The sequence below is a fragment of the Kluyvera sichuanensis genome, from assembly GCF_014218705.1.
Lineage (GTDB): Bacteria > Pseudomonadota > Gammaproteobacteria > Enterobacterales > Enterobacteriaceae > Kluyvera > Kluyvera sichuanensis.
In genome coordinates, this window is sequence record NZ_JABBJF010000018.1 from 80,067 (window position 1) to 97,286 (window position 17,220).

Below are 17,220 nucleotides of genomic sequence, written 5' to 3' on the forward strand. Positions count from 1 at the left end.
GTTTGTAGCCCGGCCAAGCGCAGCGCCGCCAGGGAAAATCAGCGCCGATACTCCAGCACCACCGTTTCATCCCCCAGCGTAATATCTTTCCACGTCTTCGGTTTCGAACCTAACGTTCCATCCTTCGTAGCCTGCAGCAGCTTCGCCTTATTCACGCCGGATGGCAGCGGCGCACTTGCTTTGTATTCCCAGCCCTTCTCACTCTGACCAAAGACCAGCACGGTACGATCGCCAAAGGCATACAGCACCTGCTCCGCCTTGCCATCAGCGTTGAGATCCTGACTCACCAGCACGCAGCTATCGGCGTCGCCGCAGGACTCCACCAGATAACGGCGTTCAATCACCGCTGTCCATAGCGCATCATCCGGCGGAGTACTACCTGGCAGCACCAGTACGTTTTTCGCCAGCACATCAGGGGTCAGTTTTACCGTCGGGCTAAGGTCACCGCTCAACAGGCGCTTAAGCTGCTGCTGACGCTTCGCATCTTTGGTGAACTCGTTATCTTTCTGTAATTCAAGCAGCGCCGCGCGCCCCGGCTTGCCGCTGTGCGATAGCATGTACAGGCTGACCTGATCAGCATTAATTTTCCCGCTGTGGTAACGAGCCATATGGCTATTCACGCTGATGCGCCAGCTGTCCAGCACTGGCGTATACAGCAGCGCCAGCAGCACCAACCCCAGCAGTGATACCGTTAAGTTCACCCTTCCCAGCGCAGAAGAGGGATCGTCGCGGCGGCGCAGCAGACTCAGCAAATAGCCCACCGACCAGACCAGCAGAACCACCACCACCAGCACGCCGTGTAGACGGTCTGACGTCCAACCATACTGTCCAATGCGCACCCACAGCGCCCAGGCAGCAATCAGCACGTATACCGGCGAGAGCATCACAGCGGCCAGAATCAGGCCACGCAGCGGCCGTGGATAAGCCAGACGCGCCTTATTCGGCTCCCAGACCATCGCCGTCAGCAGCAGTTGCACAAAGGCCAGCGCGGAAAGCAGCCCCGCAGCGGAAAAACGCTGAGAAATCGCCGTCACACCCGCAAACGGCAGCGTAACCAGAAACAGCAGCGCCAGCAGCGATACCAGCGGCAGCAGCCCAGTAGCAATCAACGCCAGCAGCTTGTGGATGGCAGCAATCAATCGTTCATTCTGGCGGGCAAGGATAACCGTCAGTGAGGTCACCAGACCAATGCAGATAAAGACAAACCACTGCGTATCGAAGAACAGGTGTGAAAAGAAGCTAATATTGGCAAGCTCAAACAGCCCGCTCCAGAGCAACAGAACCAACCACACCAGGCCGTTAGCAACGCCAATCAGCAGCAGCGTCAGCGCGTTTTGCCACTGCTGAGCATAAAAATGCGCATAGCGCGCCACGCCGGGTGCCGGTTGAAGGCGATACTGCAGCCACGGCAGCGCCAGCATCGCCATCAACAGCAGGCACCAGCCGTAGGTCCACAGCGCATCGTACTGCCGCCAGTGGTCTTCATCATTGAGATTGAACTTAAGCCAGCCCCCCATCCCCAGTACCACCACCAGCACCACTGCCAGCCAGCACCATAGCGCGCGCTGTTTGAAGGAGACCACGGTAAACAGCAGTACAGAAGATAATGCCAGGCTTCCCGGCAAAGCATAAAACATCCAGCCGCTGTTTTTAGGGATCAGATACATCGTCAGTAAATAGCACAAGATCCCTTGTATGACGCCGGTTAGCACCATACCCCAGCGGGTTGGGGATGAAAGAGGAGTCACAGCATCCATATCGATATTCCCGTTCCAGAAGTGAAGAAAAAACGCATTTCGCGTCCCGGTTAGAGCGCCAAAACTCAATTATGCTCAGCGTGGTGAATCGATTTTTTCTCTGAAAGCATTACGTAATTTTCTTTCATAAATGCGATTAATTTCACATTTACGCTGTCAATTAAACCATTTTGTAACCATTTAAGAACATTCGTGCCAATTATGGGGCTTTTCCTGTCATAATCCCTGTCGCTTCGTGACAGGAGTCACAATGTTTTCGTAAGTAAGACGTTTGTCGGGATACGTAAATCTATGAGCCTGGTCGCGGTCAACACCCCTAAAATACCCATAGAATTTATAGCAGTACATATTGGCTAAGGAGCAGTGAAATGCGCAACGGTATAACCCCGCAGGACCTCAAGGCTTATGGTATTAACGACGCACAGGATATCGTCTACAACCCCGATTACGATACATTGTATCAAGAAGAACTCGATCCTAACCTGGAAGGTTATGAGCGCGGTATCTTAACGAACCTGGGCGCAATTTCCGTCGATACCGGTATCTTTACCGGCCGTTCTCCAAAGGACAAATATATCGTTCGCGACGACACCACGCGCGACACGGTATGGTGGTCTGATAAGGGTAACGGCAAAAATGACAACAAACCGCTGTCGCCTGAAATCTGGCAACATCTTAAAGGCCTGGTCTCCCAGCAGCTGTCCGGCAAGCGCCTGTTCATCATCGATGCCTACTGTGGCGCGAATGAAGACACCCGCCTGTCCGTCCGCTTTATTACTGAAGTCGCCTGGCAGGCGCACTTCGTGAAGAACATGTTTATCCGTCCAACCGATGAAGAGCTGAAGACCTTCAAGCCAGACTTTATCGTGATGAACGGCGCAAAATGCACTAACCCACAGTGGAAAGAGCAGGGTCTCAACTCGGAAAACTTTGTCGCGTTTAACCTGACAGAGCGCATCCAGCTGATCGGCGGGACCTGGTACGGCGGCGAAATGAAAAAAGGGATGTTCTCTATCATGAACTACCTGCTGCCGCTGCAGGGAATCGCGTCCATGCACTGCTCGGCTAACGTCGGCGAAAAAGGTGACGTGGCGGTCTTCTTCGGCCTGTCCGGCACCGGTAAAACCACCCTCTCCACCGACCCGAAACGTCGCCTGATTGGCGATGACGAACACGGTTGGGACGACGACGGCGTGTTTAACTTTGAAGGCGGCTGCTACGCGAAGACCATCAAGCTCTCCGAAGCTGCAGAGCCTGATATCTATCACGCGATTCGCCGCGATGCGCTGCTGGAAAACGTAGTCGTACTGGCTGATGGCACTATCGACTTCAACGACGGCTCCAAAACCGAGAATACCCGCGTCTCCTACCCGATTTACCACATCGACAATATCGTGAAGCCAGTGTCAAAAGCGGGCCATGCGACCAAGGTTATCTTCCTGACCGCCGATGCCTTCGGGGTTCTGCCGCCGGTATCTCGCCTCACCGCCGATCAGACGCAGTACCACTTCCTCTCTGGCTTCACCGCGAAGCTGGCGGGCACCGAGCGCGGCGTCACCGAACCAACCCCAACCTTCTCAGCCTGCTTCGGCGCAGCCTTCCTGTCGCTGCACCCAACGCAGTACGCAGAAGTGCTGGTAAAACGCATGCAGGCCGCTGGCGCACAGGCTTACCTGGTCAACACCGGCTGGAACGGCACCGGCAAACGTATCTCTATCCAGAATACGCGCGCGATTATCGATGCCATCCTTGACGGCTCGCTGGACAACGCAGAAACCTTCACCCTGCCAATGTTCGACCTGCAGATCCCAACCGAACTGCCGGGCGTAGACACCCACATCCTCGACCCGCGCAGCACCTACGGTTCGCCGGAGCAGTGGCAGGAAAAAGCGCAAGCGCTGGCGAAGCTGTTCATTGAGAACTTCGAGAAATACACCGATACCCCGGCAGGCGCCGCACTGGTGAGCGCAGGGCCGAAGCTGTAACGAGTAAATACCTGATCAAGCCCTTGCCCTTCGGGATAAGGGCTTTTTTTTATCTAAACGCTTTTTAAGTGTACCAAGTACACTTATACTTGGTGAAAATATCATCTACGCAGGAAGCGTAATGTTCACCTTCATCGAGCTACAGGGATTCAGTAAACGACGCCAGGTCCTACAGAAGCAGTTATCCAATGCGATGAGGCAACCATGAAAGATGAATTATTTGCCGATCTGCTGGCCAGTGCAGAAGAGATGGTACGCATTGAAAAAGGCGATGAGACGCCAAAACCTGAGCGCGTCCATACCTTCAGCGAGATCGATGTAAAAGCCATTCGCGAAGCCACCGGGCTCCGCCAGCAAGATTTTGCCATCGCCGTCGGCGTGAGCCACGACCTGGTAAAAAGTTGGGAGACAAAACGTCGACAGCCAACGGGGGCACCAAGAAAACTCCTGCTGCTGATTCAGGCCAACCCATTTATCATTAAGCAGTTGATAGCCATTTAGCACGCCCGTACAAGTAGCCCGGCCAAGCGAAGCGCCGCCGGGACAGCACACTGCACCACACAAACAAAAACCGCCGGGGTTTCCCCCAGCGGTTTTTTTTAGCTCTCTTTCGTTGGTGCTGGCGGTCGCCCACCCGGCACCGGCAGCCAGGCGCGTATCAGCAACCCACCACGTTCACTGGTATCCAGCTCCAGCATCCCGTTGTGGTTATCGATAATACGCTGCACGATAGCCAGCCCCAGGCCCGTTCCGCTGATGGTACGGGCACTATCGCCACGTACAAACGGCTGGAACAGGTGCTTACGCTGCTCGGGTTTAATCCCTGGACCATCGTCTTCCACCTGGAACCAGGCGCGATGCGCTTCACGACCGCTACTGACTTTAATCCAGCCGTTGCCGTAACGCGCCGCGTTCACCACCATATTGGCCAGTGCGCGCTTGATAGACAGCGGATGCACCCTTACCGGGATCTCGTCGTCGAACAGTGCGGTATCAATTTCCCGCTCATAGCCGCTTTCTGCTGCGATCACTTCACCGAGCACGGCATTGAGATCGATAGACTCCAGCGGCATCTCCTGACCGGTACGCAGATAGTCAATAAACTGCTCGATGATGGCATTGCACTCTTCAATATCTTTATTGATAGATTCAGCAAGATAACCATCCTCTTCGCCCATCATCTCCGTCGCCAGACGAATACGCGTCAACGGCGTGCGCAGGTCATGGCTAACCCCGGCCATCAACAGCGTACGGTCGTCGGAAAGCTGCTTCACGCCCGCGGCCATATGGTTAAAGGCTCGAGTCACCGAACGCACCTCTGACGCACCGTATTCACGCAGCGGCGGAGGAATGATGCCCTTACCGACCTGCAGCGCAGCGTGCTCCAGGTCGACCAGGGGTCGGTTCTGGATGCGGATAAACAGCCATGCGCCGCCTATCGCCAGCAGCATAATCGCCAGGGTATAGCGGAAGAGCGGGGAGAAGTCTCCCTGATGGATCTCGGTTAACGGCACACGCACCCAAATATTGGGCGACAGCCAGGTCTTCAACCAGACCACCGGGGAGCTTTTATTGACTTCAACGCGAACTTCAGTCGGCCCGCCCAACTGCTGGGCCATCTGCTGACTTAAGAACTCGTAGTGTTGAGCCCAGCGTAAACCGGCCTCTTCAGCGGCTTCATCGGAATAGAGTGAGATACCCAGTTCACGATAGATCTCGCGGCGAAATGCCGGCGGCACGACAAGTTGCGTGCCGTCTTCCAGCTGCAGTTTATCGGTCATCAGCATACGGACTTCGTAGGCTAAGACCTTATTAAACTGCTGCAGGCTTGGCAAAATCGCGAAGTTCAGCACCACAAGATAGGTTGTCACCAGGCTGACGAACAGCAGGGTGACAATCAGCAGCAACGTGCGGGCAAACGAACTTCGAGGCGAGAAGCGCAGTCGCCTCATGCTTTAGAACCGTCCGGGACGAACACGTAGCCCAGACCCCAAACGGTCTGAATGTAACGTGGGTGAGCCGGATCTTCTTCCACCATGCGGCGCAGACGAGAAATCTGCACGTCGATAGAGCGTTCCATCGCCGAGTATTCACGACCACGCGCCAGGTTCATCAGCTTGTCGCGAGACAGCGGCTCGCGCGGGTGGCTGACCAGCGCTTTCAGCACCGCGAACTCACCGCTGGTGAGCGGCATAGGCTCGTCTTCACGGAACATTTCACGAGTACCAAGGTTCAGCTTGAACTTACCGAAAGCGATAACCGCTTCTTCCTGAGAAGGCGCGCCCGGCAGTTCGTTCGCCTGACGGCGCAGCACCGCACGGATACGGGCCAGCAGTTCACGCGGGTTGAACGGTTTCGGAATGTAGTCGTCGGCACCGATTTCCAGGCCCACGATACGGTCAACTTCTTCCCCTTTTGCCGTCACCATAATGATCGGCATCGGGTTGCTCTGGCTACGCAGACGACGGCAAATCGACAGACCATCTTCGCCTGGCAGCATTAAATCCAGAACCATCAGATGGAATGATTCACGGGTCAGCAATCTGTCCATCTGTTCGGCGTTAGCTACGCTTCGAACCTGGAAACCCTGCTCGGTCAGATAACGTTCCAGCAGCGCACGCAGGCGCATATCGTCATCCACAACAAGAATCTTATAATTCTCTTGCATTGTTTTTACTCCCAAAGGTTCGCAACAATTATTCAGCATGTATTCTCAAAAAAGCCTGCGCTTGCGACCAGCTAAATCTGGTATAAATTCCAGGCTAAATTGTTACAAAGCATATTTAACAGCGAGTTAAGTATACAATGAATCTTAATACACATTATTTATTCTGTCGGCATACTCACGTAATACGTATTGTGCGTATTCTTTCCTCGGTAGCCAGGTAAGCACGGAACATGAAAACACAGTTGATCACCCGTGAAGGGTACGAAAAGCTCAAAAAAGAGATGGATTATCTCTGGCGCGAAGAGCGCCCGGAGGTCACAAAGAAGGTGACCTGGGCCGCAAGCCTTGGCGATCGCAGTGAAAACGCTGACTACCAGTATAATAAAAAACGCTTAAGGGAGATTGACCGCCGCGTTCGTTATTTGACCAAGTGTCTTGAGAATCTGCGTATTGTCGATTACTCCCCGCAGCAGGAAGGCAAAGTCTTTTTCGGCGCCTGGGTTGAGATAGAAAACGACGACGGCGAAACCAAGCGTTTTCGTATTGTCGGCTACGATGAGATTTTTGGTCGCAAGGACTATATCTCCATCGACTCGCCGATGGCCCGCGCGCTGCTGAAGAAAGAGGTCGGCGATCTGGCGGTGGTCAACACCCCGGCCGGCGAAGCCAGCTGGTACGTTAACGAGATCGAATACGTAAAATAAGGCCGGAACAATCCGAAGCCCCCGCTGATGACTGGCATTTTTGCCAGTCAATCCGTATAACTGTCCCCTGATTTTATGACCTAACAGTGAAACCAAGCCATGATGAATGATTCGCTCTGCCGCATTATTGCGGGTGAACTTCAGGCCAGAGCCGAACAGGTGGAAGCCGCCGTTCGCCTGCTTGATGAAGGGAACACCGTGCCGTTTATTGCACGTTATCGTAAGGAAATCACCGGCGGACTGGATGATACGCAGCTGCGTAATCTGGAAACCCGCCTCGGGTATTTGCGTGAGCTGGAAGACCGCCGTCAGGTCATTCTGAAATCCATCGGTGAGCAGGGTAAGCTGACCGAATCGCTGGAAAAAGCCATCAACGGCACGCTCAACAAAACCGAGCTGGAAGACCTCTACTTACCGTACAAACAGAAGCGCCGCACCCGCGGGCAGATTGCCATTGAAGCGGGCCTTGAGCCGCTGGCCGACCTGCTGTGGAGCGAGCCGTCTCACGACCCGGAAACCGAAGCCGCCAAATTTATCGATGCCGATAAGGGTGTAGCGGATACCAAAGCCGCCCTCGACGGTGCGCGCTATATCCTGATGGAGCGCTTCGCGGAAGACGCCGGCCTGCTGGCAAAAGTGCGTGACTACCTGTGGAAGAACGCCCACCTGGTCGCCAAAGTGGTCAGCGGTAAAGAAGAGGAAGGCGCAAAATTCCGCGACTACTTCGACCATCACGAACCGATTTCAACCACCCCTTCCCACCGCGCGCTGGCGATGTTCCGCGGGCGCAACGAAGGCGTGCTGCAACTCTCCCTCAACGCCGACCCACAGTTCGACGAGCCGCCGAAAGAGAGCTACTGCGAACAAATTATTATCGACCACCTTGGTCTGCGCCTGAACAACGCCCCGGCGGACAGCTGGCGTAAAGGCGTGGTCAGTTGGACCTGGCGCATCAAGGTGCTGATGCACCTTGAAACCGAGCTGATGGGCACCGTGCGCGAACGCGCGGAAGATGAAGCGATCAACGTCTTCGCCCGTAACCTGCACGACCTGCTGATGGCGGCACCGGCTGGCCTGCGCGCCACCATGGGTCTCGACCCGGGCCTGCGTACCGGCGTAAAAGTGGCGGTGGTTGACGGCACCGGCAAGCTGGTCGCCACCGACACTATTTATCCGCACACAGGCCAGGCGGCGAAAGCGGCGGTTGCCGTTGCCGCGCTGTGCGAAAAACACAACGTGGAGCTGGTGGCTATCGGTAACGGGACGGCATCTCGTGAAACCGAGCGCTTCTTCCTCGACGTGCAGCAACAGTTCCCGAAAGTCACCGCGCAGAAGGTGATCGTCAGCGAAGCGGGTGCTTCCGTCTATTCCGCCTCCGAGCTGGCAGCGCTGGAGTTCCCGGACCTCGACGTTTCCCTGCGCGGCGCGGTCTCTATCGCCCGTCGCCTACAGGATCCGCTGGCAGAGCTGGTGAAAATCGACCCGAAATCCATCGGGGTTGGCCAGTATCAGCACGACGTCAGCCAGACTCAGCTAGCACGCAAGCTGGATGCAGTGGTGGAAGACTGCGTAAACGCCGTCGGCGTAGACCTGAACACCGCCTCCGTGCCGCTGCTGACCCGCGTAGCGGGCCTGACGCGCATGATGGCGCAGAACATCGTCGCCTGGCGCGATGAGAACGGTCAGTTCCAGAACCGCCAGCAATTGCTGAAGGTGAGCCGTCTGGGACCGAAAGCGTTTGAGCAGTGCGCGGGCTTCTTACGTATTAACCACGGCGATAACCCGCTGGATGCTTCAACCGTTCACCCGGAAGCGTATCCGGTGGTCGAACGCATTCTGGCTGCCACGCAGCAGGCGCTGAAGGATTTAATGGGCAACAGTAATGAGCTCAGAAACCTGAAAGCCTCTGAGTTCACCGACGATCGTTTTGGTGTGCCCACCGTTACCGACATCATCAAAGAGCTGGAAAAACCAGGCCGCGACCCGCGCCCTGAGTTTAAAACCGCGAAATTCGCCGACGGTGTAGAAACCATGAACGACCTGCTGCCGGGGATGGTCCTCGAAGGCGCCGTCACCAACGTCACCAACTTTGGCGCATTTGTTGATATTGGCGTGCATCAGGACGGCCTGGTTCACATCTCTTCGCTGGCGGATAAGTTCGTCGAAGACCCACATACCGTGGTGAAAGCGGGCGATATCGTCAAAGTGAAGGTGCTGGAAGTGGATCTGCAGCGTAAGCGCATCGCGCTGACCATGCGTCTTGACGAGCAGCCAGGTGAAACCAACGCCCGTCGCGGCAGTGGCGGTAACGATCGCAGCCAGGGCAACAACCGCCCGGCCGCGAAAGCCGCAAAACCGCGCGGGCGTGAAGCACAACCAGCAGGCAACAGCGCCATGATGGACGCGCTGGCAGCCGCCATGGGTAAAAAACGCTAAATAGTAACAAGTAGCCCGGCCGAGCGCAGCGACGCCGGGAAAGGCTCCAGAGCCTCCCCGGGGTCGGCGTTAAACGCCTCGCCCGGGCTACCGCTTATTTGACAGACCTCAGCCATTATTATCTTCCTATCAGCTTTTAATAATAAGCGTCATCATGTTTTATTTTATTAACCAATGAAACTTTAATTAAACATTAAGTGAAGAAAATAATATTTAATTCATTTACGGCTACAATGAGTTGCTTGCGTCATATCAAAAAAAGTGCAAATTCCGCTCGAAATTCCTGCCGATCGCATAATATGTATTGATGATAAAAACCATTCTCATTATCATCATTTTCAGTAGGCTTTATTTCTTTATTCGTTGACGACGCCCCGGTTGCCGCCAGGCAGCGCGCGGTGCTCCCCTCGTTCAGCTAGCGATACACAAGTAGGTTATATGCAATTTACACCTGATACTGCGTGGAAGATTGTCGGTTTCTCCCGCGAAATTAGCCCAGCTTATCGTCAGAAACTGCTGTCCCTGGGCATGCTGCCGGGATCGTCCTTTAATGTGGTTCGCGTAGCGCCACTCGGCGACCCTATTCATATTGAAACCCGTCGCGTTAGCCTGGTATTGCGTAAGAAAGATCTCGCGCTTATTGAATTAGAAGCCGTCGCGCAATAACCCCAGCCCGGTACTAAGAGTCTGAAATATGAAAAAATTAACCATCGGTTTAATTGGTAATCCTAATTCCGGCAAAACAACCTTATTCAACCAGCTCACCGGCGCGCGCCAGCGCGTAGGCAACTGGGCCGGGGTAACGGTAGAGCGCAAAGAAGGCGCGTTCGTCACCACCGACCATCAGGTCACCCTCGTCGACCTGCCGGGTACCTACTCGCTGACCACCATCTCCTCGCAAACCTCGCTGGATGAGCAGATTGCCTGCCACTATATTCTGAGCGGTGATGCCGACCTGCTGATTAACGTGGTCGACGCCTCCAACCTCGAACGTAACCTCTACCTGACGCTGCAGCTGCTCGAGCTGGGCATTCCGTGCGTGGTCGCGCTGAACATGCTCGATATTGCCGAGAAACAGCAAATCCGTATCGACGTGGATGCGCTCTCTGCGCGCCTCGGCTGCCCGGTTGTGCCGCTGGTCTCCACCCGTGCTCGCGGAATTGAAGCACTGAAAATGGCGATTGACCGCCATCAGGGCAACCAGCCAATTGAGCTGGTTCACTATCCACAGCCGCTGCTGCGCGAAGCCGATAACCTGGCAAAAGAGATGGCGCAGGAGATCCCTGAACGTCAGCGCCGCTGGCTGGGCATGCAGATGCTGGAAGGCGATATCTATAGCCGCGCCTATGCCGGCGATGCCGCGCACAAGCTGGACGTCTCCCTGGCGCATCTGAGCGAAGAGATGGACGACCCGGCGCTGCATATCGCCGACGCCCGCTATCAGAGCATTGCCGCCATTTGCGACGCCGTCAGTAACACCCTGACCGCCGAGCCAAGCCGCTTCACCGCCGCGCTGGACAAAATTGTCCTCAACCGCGTGCTGGGCTTACCGATTTTCCTGTTCGTCATGTACCTGATGTTCTTGCTGGCTATCAACATCGGTGGCGCACTGCAGCCGATCTTTGACGGCGGCTCCGTTGCTATCTTTATCCACGGCATTCAGTGGATTGGCTACCAGTTGCACTTCCCGGACTGGCTGACGGTCTTCCTGGCGCAGGGTATCGGCGGTGGTATCAACACCGTACTGCCGCTAGTGCCGCAAATCGGCATGATGTACCTGTTCCTCTCCTTCCTTGAGGACTCCGGGTACATGGCGCGTGCGGCATTCGTGATGGACCGCCTGATGCAGTCTCTGGGTCTGCCGGGTAAATCCTTTGTACCGCTGATCGTCGGCTTCGGCTGTAACGTGCCGTCGGTCATGGGCGCACGTACCCTGGATGCACCGCGTGAACGTCTGATGACCATTATGATGGCACCGTTTATGTCCTGCGGGGCGCGTCTGGCTATCTTCGCCGTCTTCGCCGCTGCCTTCTTCGGCCAGGGCGGCGCGCTGGTGGTCTTCTCCCTGTACGTGCTGGGGATCGTTATCGCCATCCTGACCGGCCTGATGCTCAAATACACCATTATGCGCGGTGAAGCATCGCCGTTCGTGATGGAACTGCCGGTGTACCACGTACCGCATATTAAGAGCCTGATTATCCAGACCTGGCAGCGCCTGAAAGGTTTCGTGCTGCGCGCGGGTAAAGTTATCGTTATCGTCAGTATCTTCCTGAGCGCGCTGAACAGCTTCTCGTTCAGCGGCAAAATCGTCGATAACATCAACGACTCCGCGCTGGCCTCCGTCAGCCGCGCCATTACGCCGGTGTTTAAACCGATTGGCGTCCATGACGATAACTGGCAGGCCACCGTGGGTCTGTTTACCGGCGCGATGGCAAAAGAAGTGGTGGTCGGTACACTGAACACCCTCTACACCGCCGAAAACATTCAGAATGAAGAGTTCAACCCACAGGAGTTCAACCTCGGTGAAGAACTGCTGGCAGCGGCTGATGAAACCTGGCAGGGGCTGAAAGACACCTTTAGCCTGAGCGTACTGGCCAACCCAATCGAAGCCAGCAAGGGCGACGGCGAGATGGAAACCGGGGCGATGGGCGTGATGAGCAGCAAGTTCGGCAGCGCGGCAGCAGCCTACAGCTACCTGATTTTCGTTCTGCTCTACATTCCATGCATTTCGGTGATGGGGGCGATTGCCCGTGAGTCGAGCCGCGGCTGGATGTCCTTCTCTATTCTGTGGGGTCTGAACATCGCCTACTCGCTCTCGACGCTGTACTACCAGACGGTGAGCTTCAGCCAGCACCCACGCTACAGCCTGGTGTGCATCCTGGCGGTGATTCTGTTCAACGTGGTGGTGATTGGCCTGCTGCGCCGTGCCCGTAGCCGGGTGGACGTCTCACTGCTGGCGACGCGTAAAACGCCAACCTCATGCTGCTCTAGCCCAGCGGGCGATTGTCACTAGGAGTCATCATGGCATCATTGATTGAAGTACGCGATATGCTGGCACTGCAGGGACGTATGGAAGCCTCACAGCTCAGTGCCCAACTGCACACGCCGCAGGCGATGATCGATGCCATGCTGAGCCGTCTGGAAGCCATGGGGAAAGTCATGAAGATTGACGAAGAACCAGATGGGTGTCTGACCGGCAGCTGCAAAAGCTGCCCGGAAGGGAAAGCCTGCTTACGTCAGTGGTGGGCGCTACGCTAAAACGTATTCCCGGCGTTAACGCAACGCCGGGAATAACATGTTCGACCCTACTTACTTATAGACGTCCGCGTTACCGTGAACGTTTTTCTCGTTTTTCTGACCCGCGATAATCACGTAGTACTTGCCGCCCAGCTCATCCGCTTTTTTCGACAGATCGTGCTTCGCGTCCATCGGCGACGTCGTTTTTGACGTGGTGATGTTGCCAATTTTAGTCAGCTTCATCTTCGCAACGTCTTCTTTAGTAATTTCCTTGGCGGCAAATGCGCCAAATGACAGAGAACCAATAACCAGAGATGCAACAATACCTGTAACAAGTTTCATAGGCCTACACTCCATTCAGTTATTTTTGTAGGTAACGGTGGCTTACTGAAATAGTCAGCCACCGCAACAAGTTAAGTATTGCTACAAATTTGCCATTTACCACGTCAGGTAAAAAATTATTTTAAAGCTGCTTTTTTAACGCAATCAACGACTCGCAAAATGCCTGTGGATGCGAAATAAACGGCGCATGGGCCGCCTTATCAAACACCAGCGATTCACTCTGCGGCCACTGGGCATCCAGCAGCGGCACAATCTTGCGCGGGACTAACCCATCAAGCCGACCGTAAAGGCGCAGGAACGGCACCGTCAGCGCGGTGAGTGACTGGCGCAGGTCAGCGGTTTTGAGGATCTCCAGGCCGCCGTTCAGCACCTCAGAAGAGGGCATTGGCAGGGACAGCACCGTCTGTTTCAGCGCGCGCGCATCCTGACGGGCGCTTTCGGTACCCAGCGTTTGCAGCGCCAGGAAACGCTCAACGGTGCGCTGGAAATCTTCGCTAAGCTGCTGCTGGAACCCACTGAGCACCTCAGGCTTAATGCCGGGCCACGCGTCATGCGCGCTAAAGCAAGGGGACGATGCGATGGTGACCAACGCCTCGACGCGTTCCGGGTGGCGTAATGCCACTTCGCTTGCCACCAGCCCCCCAAGACTCCAGCCAAGCCAGATAGCGTTAACCGGCGCTTTTTCCAGCACATGTTCGGCCATCTCTTCCAGCGAAAGCGCACCAAACCCACCGCTGCGGCCATAGCCCGGCAGGTCGACCAGATGCAGCGTAAAATGCGCGCCTAATTCCGGCGTAATGCAATCCCAGACCTGAGCATTCAGCCCCCATCCGTGCAGCAGCACAAGATGACAATCTCCTTCGCCCGTGGTTTGCCACCAGATGTCGTTCATCAGCTATTGTTCTCGTTTTATTGGTTCAAGGAGGGATTATGCTAACAGTCCACGGCTCGTGCTGGCTATGCAAAATGCCGCTAGCGCTACCCGCGTGGGGCATCTGCTCGCGCTGCACCCACGCGGTAGAAAGCGAGATTTGTCGCTGCCCGCAATGCGGTTTACCTTCGGGGAGCACCCATGCACCGTGCGGGCGCTGCCTACAAAAACCGCCGCCCTGGCAGCGTCTGGTGACCGTAAACGACTATCAACCACCGCTCAGTACGTTGATTCACCACTTCAAGTTCAGCGGCCAGGCAGAGCTAGCCCCCGCGCTGGCGCGCCTGCTGCTGTTAGCCGTGCGGCGTAGCGGTACGTGGCCCATGCCGCAGCAGCTTATCAGCGTCCCCTTGTGGCAGCGCCGTCACTGGCGGCGCGGGTATAACCAGAGCGAGCTGTTGTGCCGGGCGCTGGCGAAATGGCTGCCCTGCGAATTTACCCCACGGGCGATCGTCCGCATACGCCCCACCGCCACCCAACACCAGCTCAGCGCCAGGCTGCGCAAACAGAACCTGAAAAATGCGTTCCAGCTTGAATTACCGGTGCAGGGTCGCCATATGGTTATTGTGGATGATGTGGTCACCACCGGCAGCACCGTTGCCGAGATTTCCCGGCTTCTTTTGCGAAATGGCGCGGCGAGCGTTCAGGTATGGTGTCTGTGTCGCACCTTGTAGACCCCCAGCGATGGGCGTATTATAACCAACTAAAGTAGTCAACTATTAGGTCAAAGCTATGATCCGTATTTCCGATACTGCGCAAGCGCACTTTGCCAAACTTCTGCAAAATCAGGAAGAAGGGACACAAATCCGTGTATTTGTGATTAACCCTGGTACGCCTAACGCAGAATGCGGCGTTTCTTATTGCCCGCCGGATGCGGTGGAAGCAAGTGATACTGCCCTGAAATTTGAGCAGCTCACCGCTTATGTCGACGAGCTGAGTGCTCCGTATCTGGAAGATGCGGAAATCGATTTCGTCACCGATCAGCTGGGTTCTCAGCTGACCCTGAAAGCGCCAAACGCGAAAATGCGTAAAGTGTCCGACGATGCCCCGCTGATGGAGCGCGTTGAATACATGCTGCAGTCGCAGGTTAACCCACAGCTGGCCGGCCACGGTGGCCGCGTATCGCTGATGGAAATCACCGACGACGGCTACGCCATCCTGCAGTTTGGCGGCGGCTGTAACGGTTGCTCGATGATTGACGTCACGCTGAAAGATGGGATCGAAAAGCAGCTGCTGGCTGAATTCCCTGACCTTAAAGGCGTTCGCGATCTGACCGAACACCAGCGCGGCGAGCACTCTTACTACTAAGTTAGCGCCGTGCTTGTCCCGGTGGCGCTTCGCCTGGCCGGGCTACAAACAAGCGCGACTCTCACTGGTAGCCCGGGCGAGGCGTTTACGCCGACCCCGGGAAATTCTCCGTTCGACACATGTTACCGCACAACATGCCTCGCAAATTCCCGCTCCAAACTCTGCAATAACCCTACCAATAATTTGACTACCGTCGCAGATTTCACATTTCCATGCCTGGGGTTATTCTCAACCTCTACATGTTACCCGTATCATCGCAACACGCACCACCGCGTTAAATAAATAGCCAGCTATCCTTTGTCTGAGTCATAAACATACGGTGGTGTGAAGAAGTCAGTACCTATTCCCTCTGTAGGGACAATTGGACGTTGTCGCAGCAACAGTGACGTTACCCATAACAAATTAAAGGCTGGATAAATTATGCCATTAATCATCGTAGCTATCGGGGTTATCCTCTTATTACTGCTGATGATCCGTTTCAAAATGAACGGGTTTATCGCTCTGGTTCTGGTGGCACTCGCCGTCGGATTAATGCAGGGCATGCCCCTGGACAAAGTTATCGTCTCCATTAAAAACGGCGTTGGCGGCACCCTCGGCAGCCTGGCGCTGATTATGGGCTTCGGCGCCATGCTCGGTAAGATGCTGGCGGACTGCGGCGGTGCGCAGCGTATCGCCACGACCCTCATCGACAAATTTGGTCGTAAGCACATTCAGTGGGCCGTCGTACTGACCGGCTTCACCGTCGGCTTCGCGCTGTTCTATGAAGTGGGCTTCGTTCTGCTGCTGCCGCTGGTGTTCACCATTGCGGCAAACGCACGTATTCCACTGCTGTACGTCGGCGTGCCAATGGCGGCGGCGCTCTCCGTGACCCACGGCTTCCTGCCACCTCACCCGGGCCCAACCGCTATCGCCACTATCTTCCACGCGGACATGGGTAAAACCCTGCTGTACGGTACGCTGCTGGCTATCCCGACCGTTATTCTGGCGGGTCCGGTTTATGCGCGCTGCCTGAAAAGTATCGACAAGCCAATCCCGGAAGGTCTGCACAACCCGAAAACCTTCACCGATGCAGAGATGCCATCCTTCGGCGTGAGCGTCTGGACCTCTCTGGTGCCGGTTATTCTGATGGCGCTGCGCGCTATCGCGGAAATGGTGCTGCCAAAAGGCCACGCCCTGCTGCCTGCCGCTGAGTTCTTCGGCGACCCGGTGATGGCGACCCTGATTGCGGTGCTGATTGCTATCTTCACCTTCGGCCTGAACCGTGGCCGTTCGATGGATGACATCAACGATACGCTGATCTCCTCCATTAAAATCATCGCCATGATGCTGCTGATCATCGGCGGCGGCGGTGCCTTCAAGCAGGTACTGGTCGACTCCGGCGTGGATAAGTACATCGCATCTATCATGCACGAGTCCAACGTGTCTCCGCTGTTTATGGCCTGGTCTATCGCCGCCGTACTGCGTATCGCGCTGGGTTCTGCCACCGTTGCGGCCATCACCGCTGGCGGTATCGCGGCGCCACTGATTGCCACCACCGGCGTTAGCCCTGAACTGATGGTTATCGCCGTCGGTTCCGGCTCCGTTATCTTCTCCCACGTGAACGATCCAGGCTTCTGGCTGTTCAAGGAGTACTTCAACCTGACTATCGGCGAGACCATTAAGTCCTGGTCGATGCTGGAAACCATTATCTCGGTTTGCGGTCTGGTGGGTTGTTTGCTGCTGGGAATGGTGGTGTAACACGGTATCCCCGGCGTCGCTTCTGTACGACCGGATACATAGGTAACACTTCAGACCGGGAACATAGGTAACACTTTCCTAGTCTATCCGGATAATACTACGGCTTTTCCGGTCA

General features: G+C 55.7%; 15 protein-coding genes. 10 read left to right on the forward strand and 5 right to left on the reverse strand.

Features of this window, described 5'->3' with window-relative positions; all coding sequences use genetic code 11:
* Window positions 1-38: 38 nt before the first annotated feature.
* Window positions 39-1,757, reverse strand: coding sequence for a DUF4153 domain-containing protein (locus HII27_RS17160; RefSeq protein ID WP_185668994.1), 1,719 nt, complete (start codon window positions 1,755-1,757; stop codon window positions 39-41).
* 368 nt (window positions 1,758-2,125) lie between these two features.
* Here HII27_RS17160 and pckA point away from each other — a divergent pair, with 368 nt between their 5' ends.
* Both pckA and nadS read left to right on the forward strand, forming a co-directional pair.
* Window positions 2,126-3,742, forward strand: a complete 1,617-nt coding sequence (gene pckA, locus HII27_RS17165; RefSeq protein WP_185668995.1) for a phosphoenolpyruvate carboxykinase (ATP) — start codon at window positions 2,126-2,128, stop codon at window positions 3,740-3,742.
* A gap of 204 nt (window positions 3,743-3,946) precedes the next feature.
* On the forward strand, window positions 3,947-4,243 hold the full coding sequence (gene nadS, locus HII27_RS17170) for a NadS family protein (protein WP_185668996.1): 297 nt from the start codon (window positions 3,947-3,949) through the stop codon (window positions 4,241-4,243).
* Between the two features lie 98 nt (window positions 4,244-4,341).
* Here the strand turns inward: nadS and envZ are convergent, their stop codons facing one another.
* Window positions 4,342-5,694, reverse strand: a complete 1,353-nt coding sequence (envZ, locus tag HII27_RS17175; protein ID WP_185668997.1) for a two-component system sensor histidine kinase EnvZ — start codon at window positions 5,692-5,694, stop codon at window positions 4,342-4,344.
* Window positions 5,691-6,410, reverse strand: coding sequence for an osmolarity response regulator transcription factor OmpR (ompR, locus tag HII27_RS17180; protein ID WP_001157751.1), 720 nt, complete (start codon window positions 6,408-6,410; stop codon window positions 5,691-5,693). Before ompR ends, envZ begins: the two co-directional genes overlap by 4 nt.
* A 230-nt stretch (window positions 6,411-6,640) precedes the next feature.
* Between ompR and greB the strand changes: the two genes are divergently transcribed.
* From greB to feoC, 5 genes are all read left to right on the forward strand, one after another.
* On the forward strand, window positions 6,641-7,114 hold the full coding sequence (greB, locus tag HII27_RS17185; protein ID WP_185668998.1) for a transcription elongation factor GreB: 474 nt from the start codon (window positions 6,641-6,643) through the stop codon (window positions 7,112-7,114).
* A gap of 99 nt (window positions 7,115-7,213) precedes the next feature.
* Entirely contained in the window at window positions 7,214-9,550 is a 2,337-nt protein-coding gene (locus HII27_RS17190; RefSeq protein ID WP_185668999.1) for a Tex family protein, read from the forward strand.
* Between the two features lie 438 nt (window positions 9,551-9,988).
* Window positions 9,989-10,216, forward strand: a complete 228-nt coding sequence (feoA, locus tag HII27_RS17195; RefSeq protein WP_052282977.1) for a ferrous iron transporter A — start codon at window positions 9,989-9,991, stop codon at window positions 10,214-10,216.
* 28 nt (window positions 10,217-10,244) lie between these two features.
* Window positions 10,245-12,563, forward strand: a complete 2,319-nt coding sequence (gene feoB, locus HII27_RS17200) for a Fe(2+) transporter permease subunit FeoB (RefSeq protein WP_185669000.1) — start codon at window positions 10,245-10,247, stop codon at window positions 12,561-12,563.
* An 8-nt stretch (window positions 12,564-12,571) separates the two neighbouring features.
* Entirely contained in the window at window positions 12,572-12,808 is a 237-nt protein-coding gene (feoC, locus tag HII27_RS17205; protein WP_185669001.1) for a [Fe-S]-dependent transcriptional repressor FeoC, read from the forward strand.
* A 51-nt stretch (window positions 12,809-12,859) separates the two neighbouring features.
* On the opposite strand, the gene HII27_RS17210 is transcribed toward feoC, so the two are convergent.
* Both HII27_RS17210 and bioH read right to left on the reverse strand, forming a co-directional pair.
* Window positions 12,860-13,129 carry a YdgH/BhsA/McbA-like domain containing protein gene (locus HII27_RS17210; RefSeq protein WP_185669002.1) on the reverse strand — a complete coding sequence of 90 codons (270 nt, stop codon included), beginning with the start codon at window positions 13,127-13,129 and terminating at the stop codon, window positions 12,860-12,862.
* 121 nt (window positions 13,130-13,250) lie between these two features.
* Entirely contained in the window at window positions 13,251-14,021 is a 771-nt protein-coding gene (bioH, locus tag HII27_RS17215; protein ID WP_185669003.1) for a pimeloyl-ACP methyl ester esterase BioH, read from the reverse strand.
* Between the two features lie 38 nt (window positions 14,022-14,059).
* On the opposite strand from bioH, the gene gntX reads away from it, so the two are divergent.
* The 3 genes from gntX (at window position 14,060) to gntT (ending at window position 17,105) form a co-directional block, all read left to right on the forward strand.
* A complete protein-coding gene (gene gntX / locus HII27_RS17220) occupies window positions 14,060-14,734 on the forward strand; it encodes a DNA utilization protein GntX (RefSeq protein ID WP_185669004.1) in 675 nt (224 codons plus the stop codon).
* 58 nt (window positions 14,735-14,792) lie between these two features.
* Complete coding sequence (nfuA, locus tag HII27_RS17225; protein WP_106925116.1) at window positions 14,793-15,368, forward strand: Fe-S biogenesis protein NfuA; 576 nt, start codon at window positions 14,793-14,795, stop codon at window positions 15,366-15,368.
* A 420-nt stretch (window positions 15,369-15,788) separates the two neighbouring features.
* Window positions 15,789-17,105, forward strand: coding sequence for a gluconate transporter (gene gntT / locus HII27_RS17230; RefSeq protein ID WP_035892130.1), 1,317 nt, complete (start codon window positions 15,789-15,791; stop codon window positions 17,103-17,105).
* The last annotated feature ends 115 nt before the right edge of the window (window positions 17,106-17,220 follow it).

Excerpts from the sequence above, each read along its gene's own strand:
- ompR (WP_001157751.1), bottom strand. The coding sequence starts at position 6,410 with ATGCAAGAGAATTATAAGATTCTTGTTGTGGATGACGATATGCGCCTG.
- HII27_RS17210 (WP_185669002.1), bottom strand. The coding sequence starts at position 13,129 with ATGAAACTTGTTACAGGTATTGTTGCATCTCTGGTTATTGGTTCTCTG.
- gntX (WP_185669004.1), top strand. The coding sequence starts at position 14,060 with ATGCTAACAGTCCACGGCTCGTGCTGGCTATGCAAAATGCCGCTAGCG.
- feoB (WP_185669000.1), top strand. The coding sequence starts at position 10,245 with ATGAAAAAATTAACCATCGGTTTAATTGGTAATCCTAATTCCGGCAAA.
- greB (WP_185668998.1), top strand. The coding sequence starts at position 6,641 with ATGAAAACACAGTTGATCACCCGTGAAGGGTACGAAAAGCTCAAAAAA.
- gntT (WP_035892130.1), top strand. The coding sequence starts at position 15,789 with ATGCCATTAATCATCGTAGCTATCGGGGTTATCCTCTTATTACTGCTG.
- envZ (WP_185668997.1), bottom strand. The coding sequence starts at position 5,694 with ATGAGGCGACTGCGCTTCTCGCCTCGAAGTTCGTTTGCCCGCACGTTG.
- bioH (WP_185669003.1), bottom strand. The coding sequence starts at position 14,021 with ATGAACGACATCTGGTGGCAAACCACGGGCGAAGGAGATTGTCATCTT.
- nfuA (WP_106925116.1), top strand. The coding sequence starts at position 14,793 with ATGATCCGTATTTCCGATACTGCGCAAGCGCACTTTGCCAAACTTCTG.
- HII27_RS17190 (WP_185668999.1), top strand. The coding sequence starts at position 7,214 with ATGATGAATGATTCGCTCTGCCGCATTATTGCGGGTGAACTTCAGGCC.
- pckA (WP_185668995.1), top strand. The coding sequence starts at position 2,126 with ATGCGCAACGGTATAACCCCGCAGGACCTCAAGGCTTATGGTATTAAC.
- HII27_RS17160 (WP_185668994.1), bottom strand. The coding sequence starts at position 1,757 with ATGGATGCTGTGACTCCTCTTTCATCCCCAACCCGCTGGGGTATGGTG.
- feoC (WP_185669001.1), top strand. The coding sequence starts at position 12,572 with ATGGCATCATTGATTGAAGTACGCGATATGCTGGCACTGCAGGGACGT.
- nadS (WP_185668996.1), top strand. The coding sequence starts at position 3,947 with ATGAAAGATGAATTATTTGCCGATCTGCTGGCCAGTGCAGAAGAGATG.
- feoA (WP_052282977.1), top strand. The coding sequence starts at position 9,989 with ATGCAATTTACACCTGATACTGCGTGGAAGATTGTCGGTTTCTCCCGC.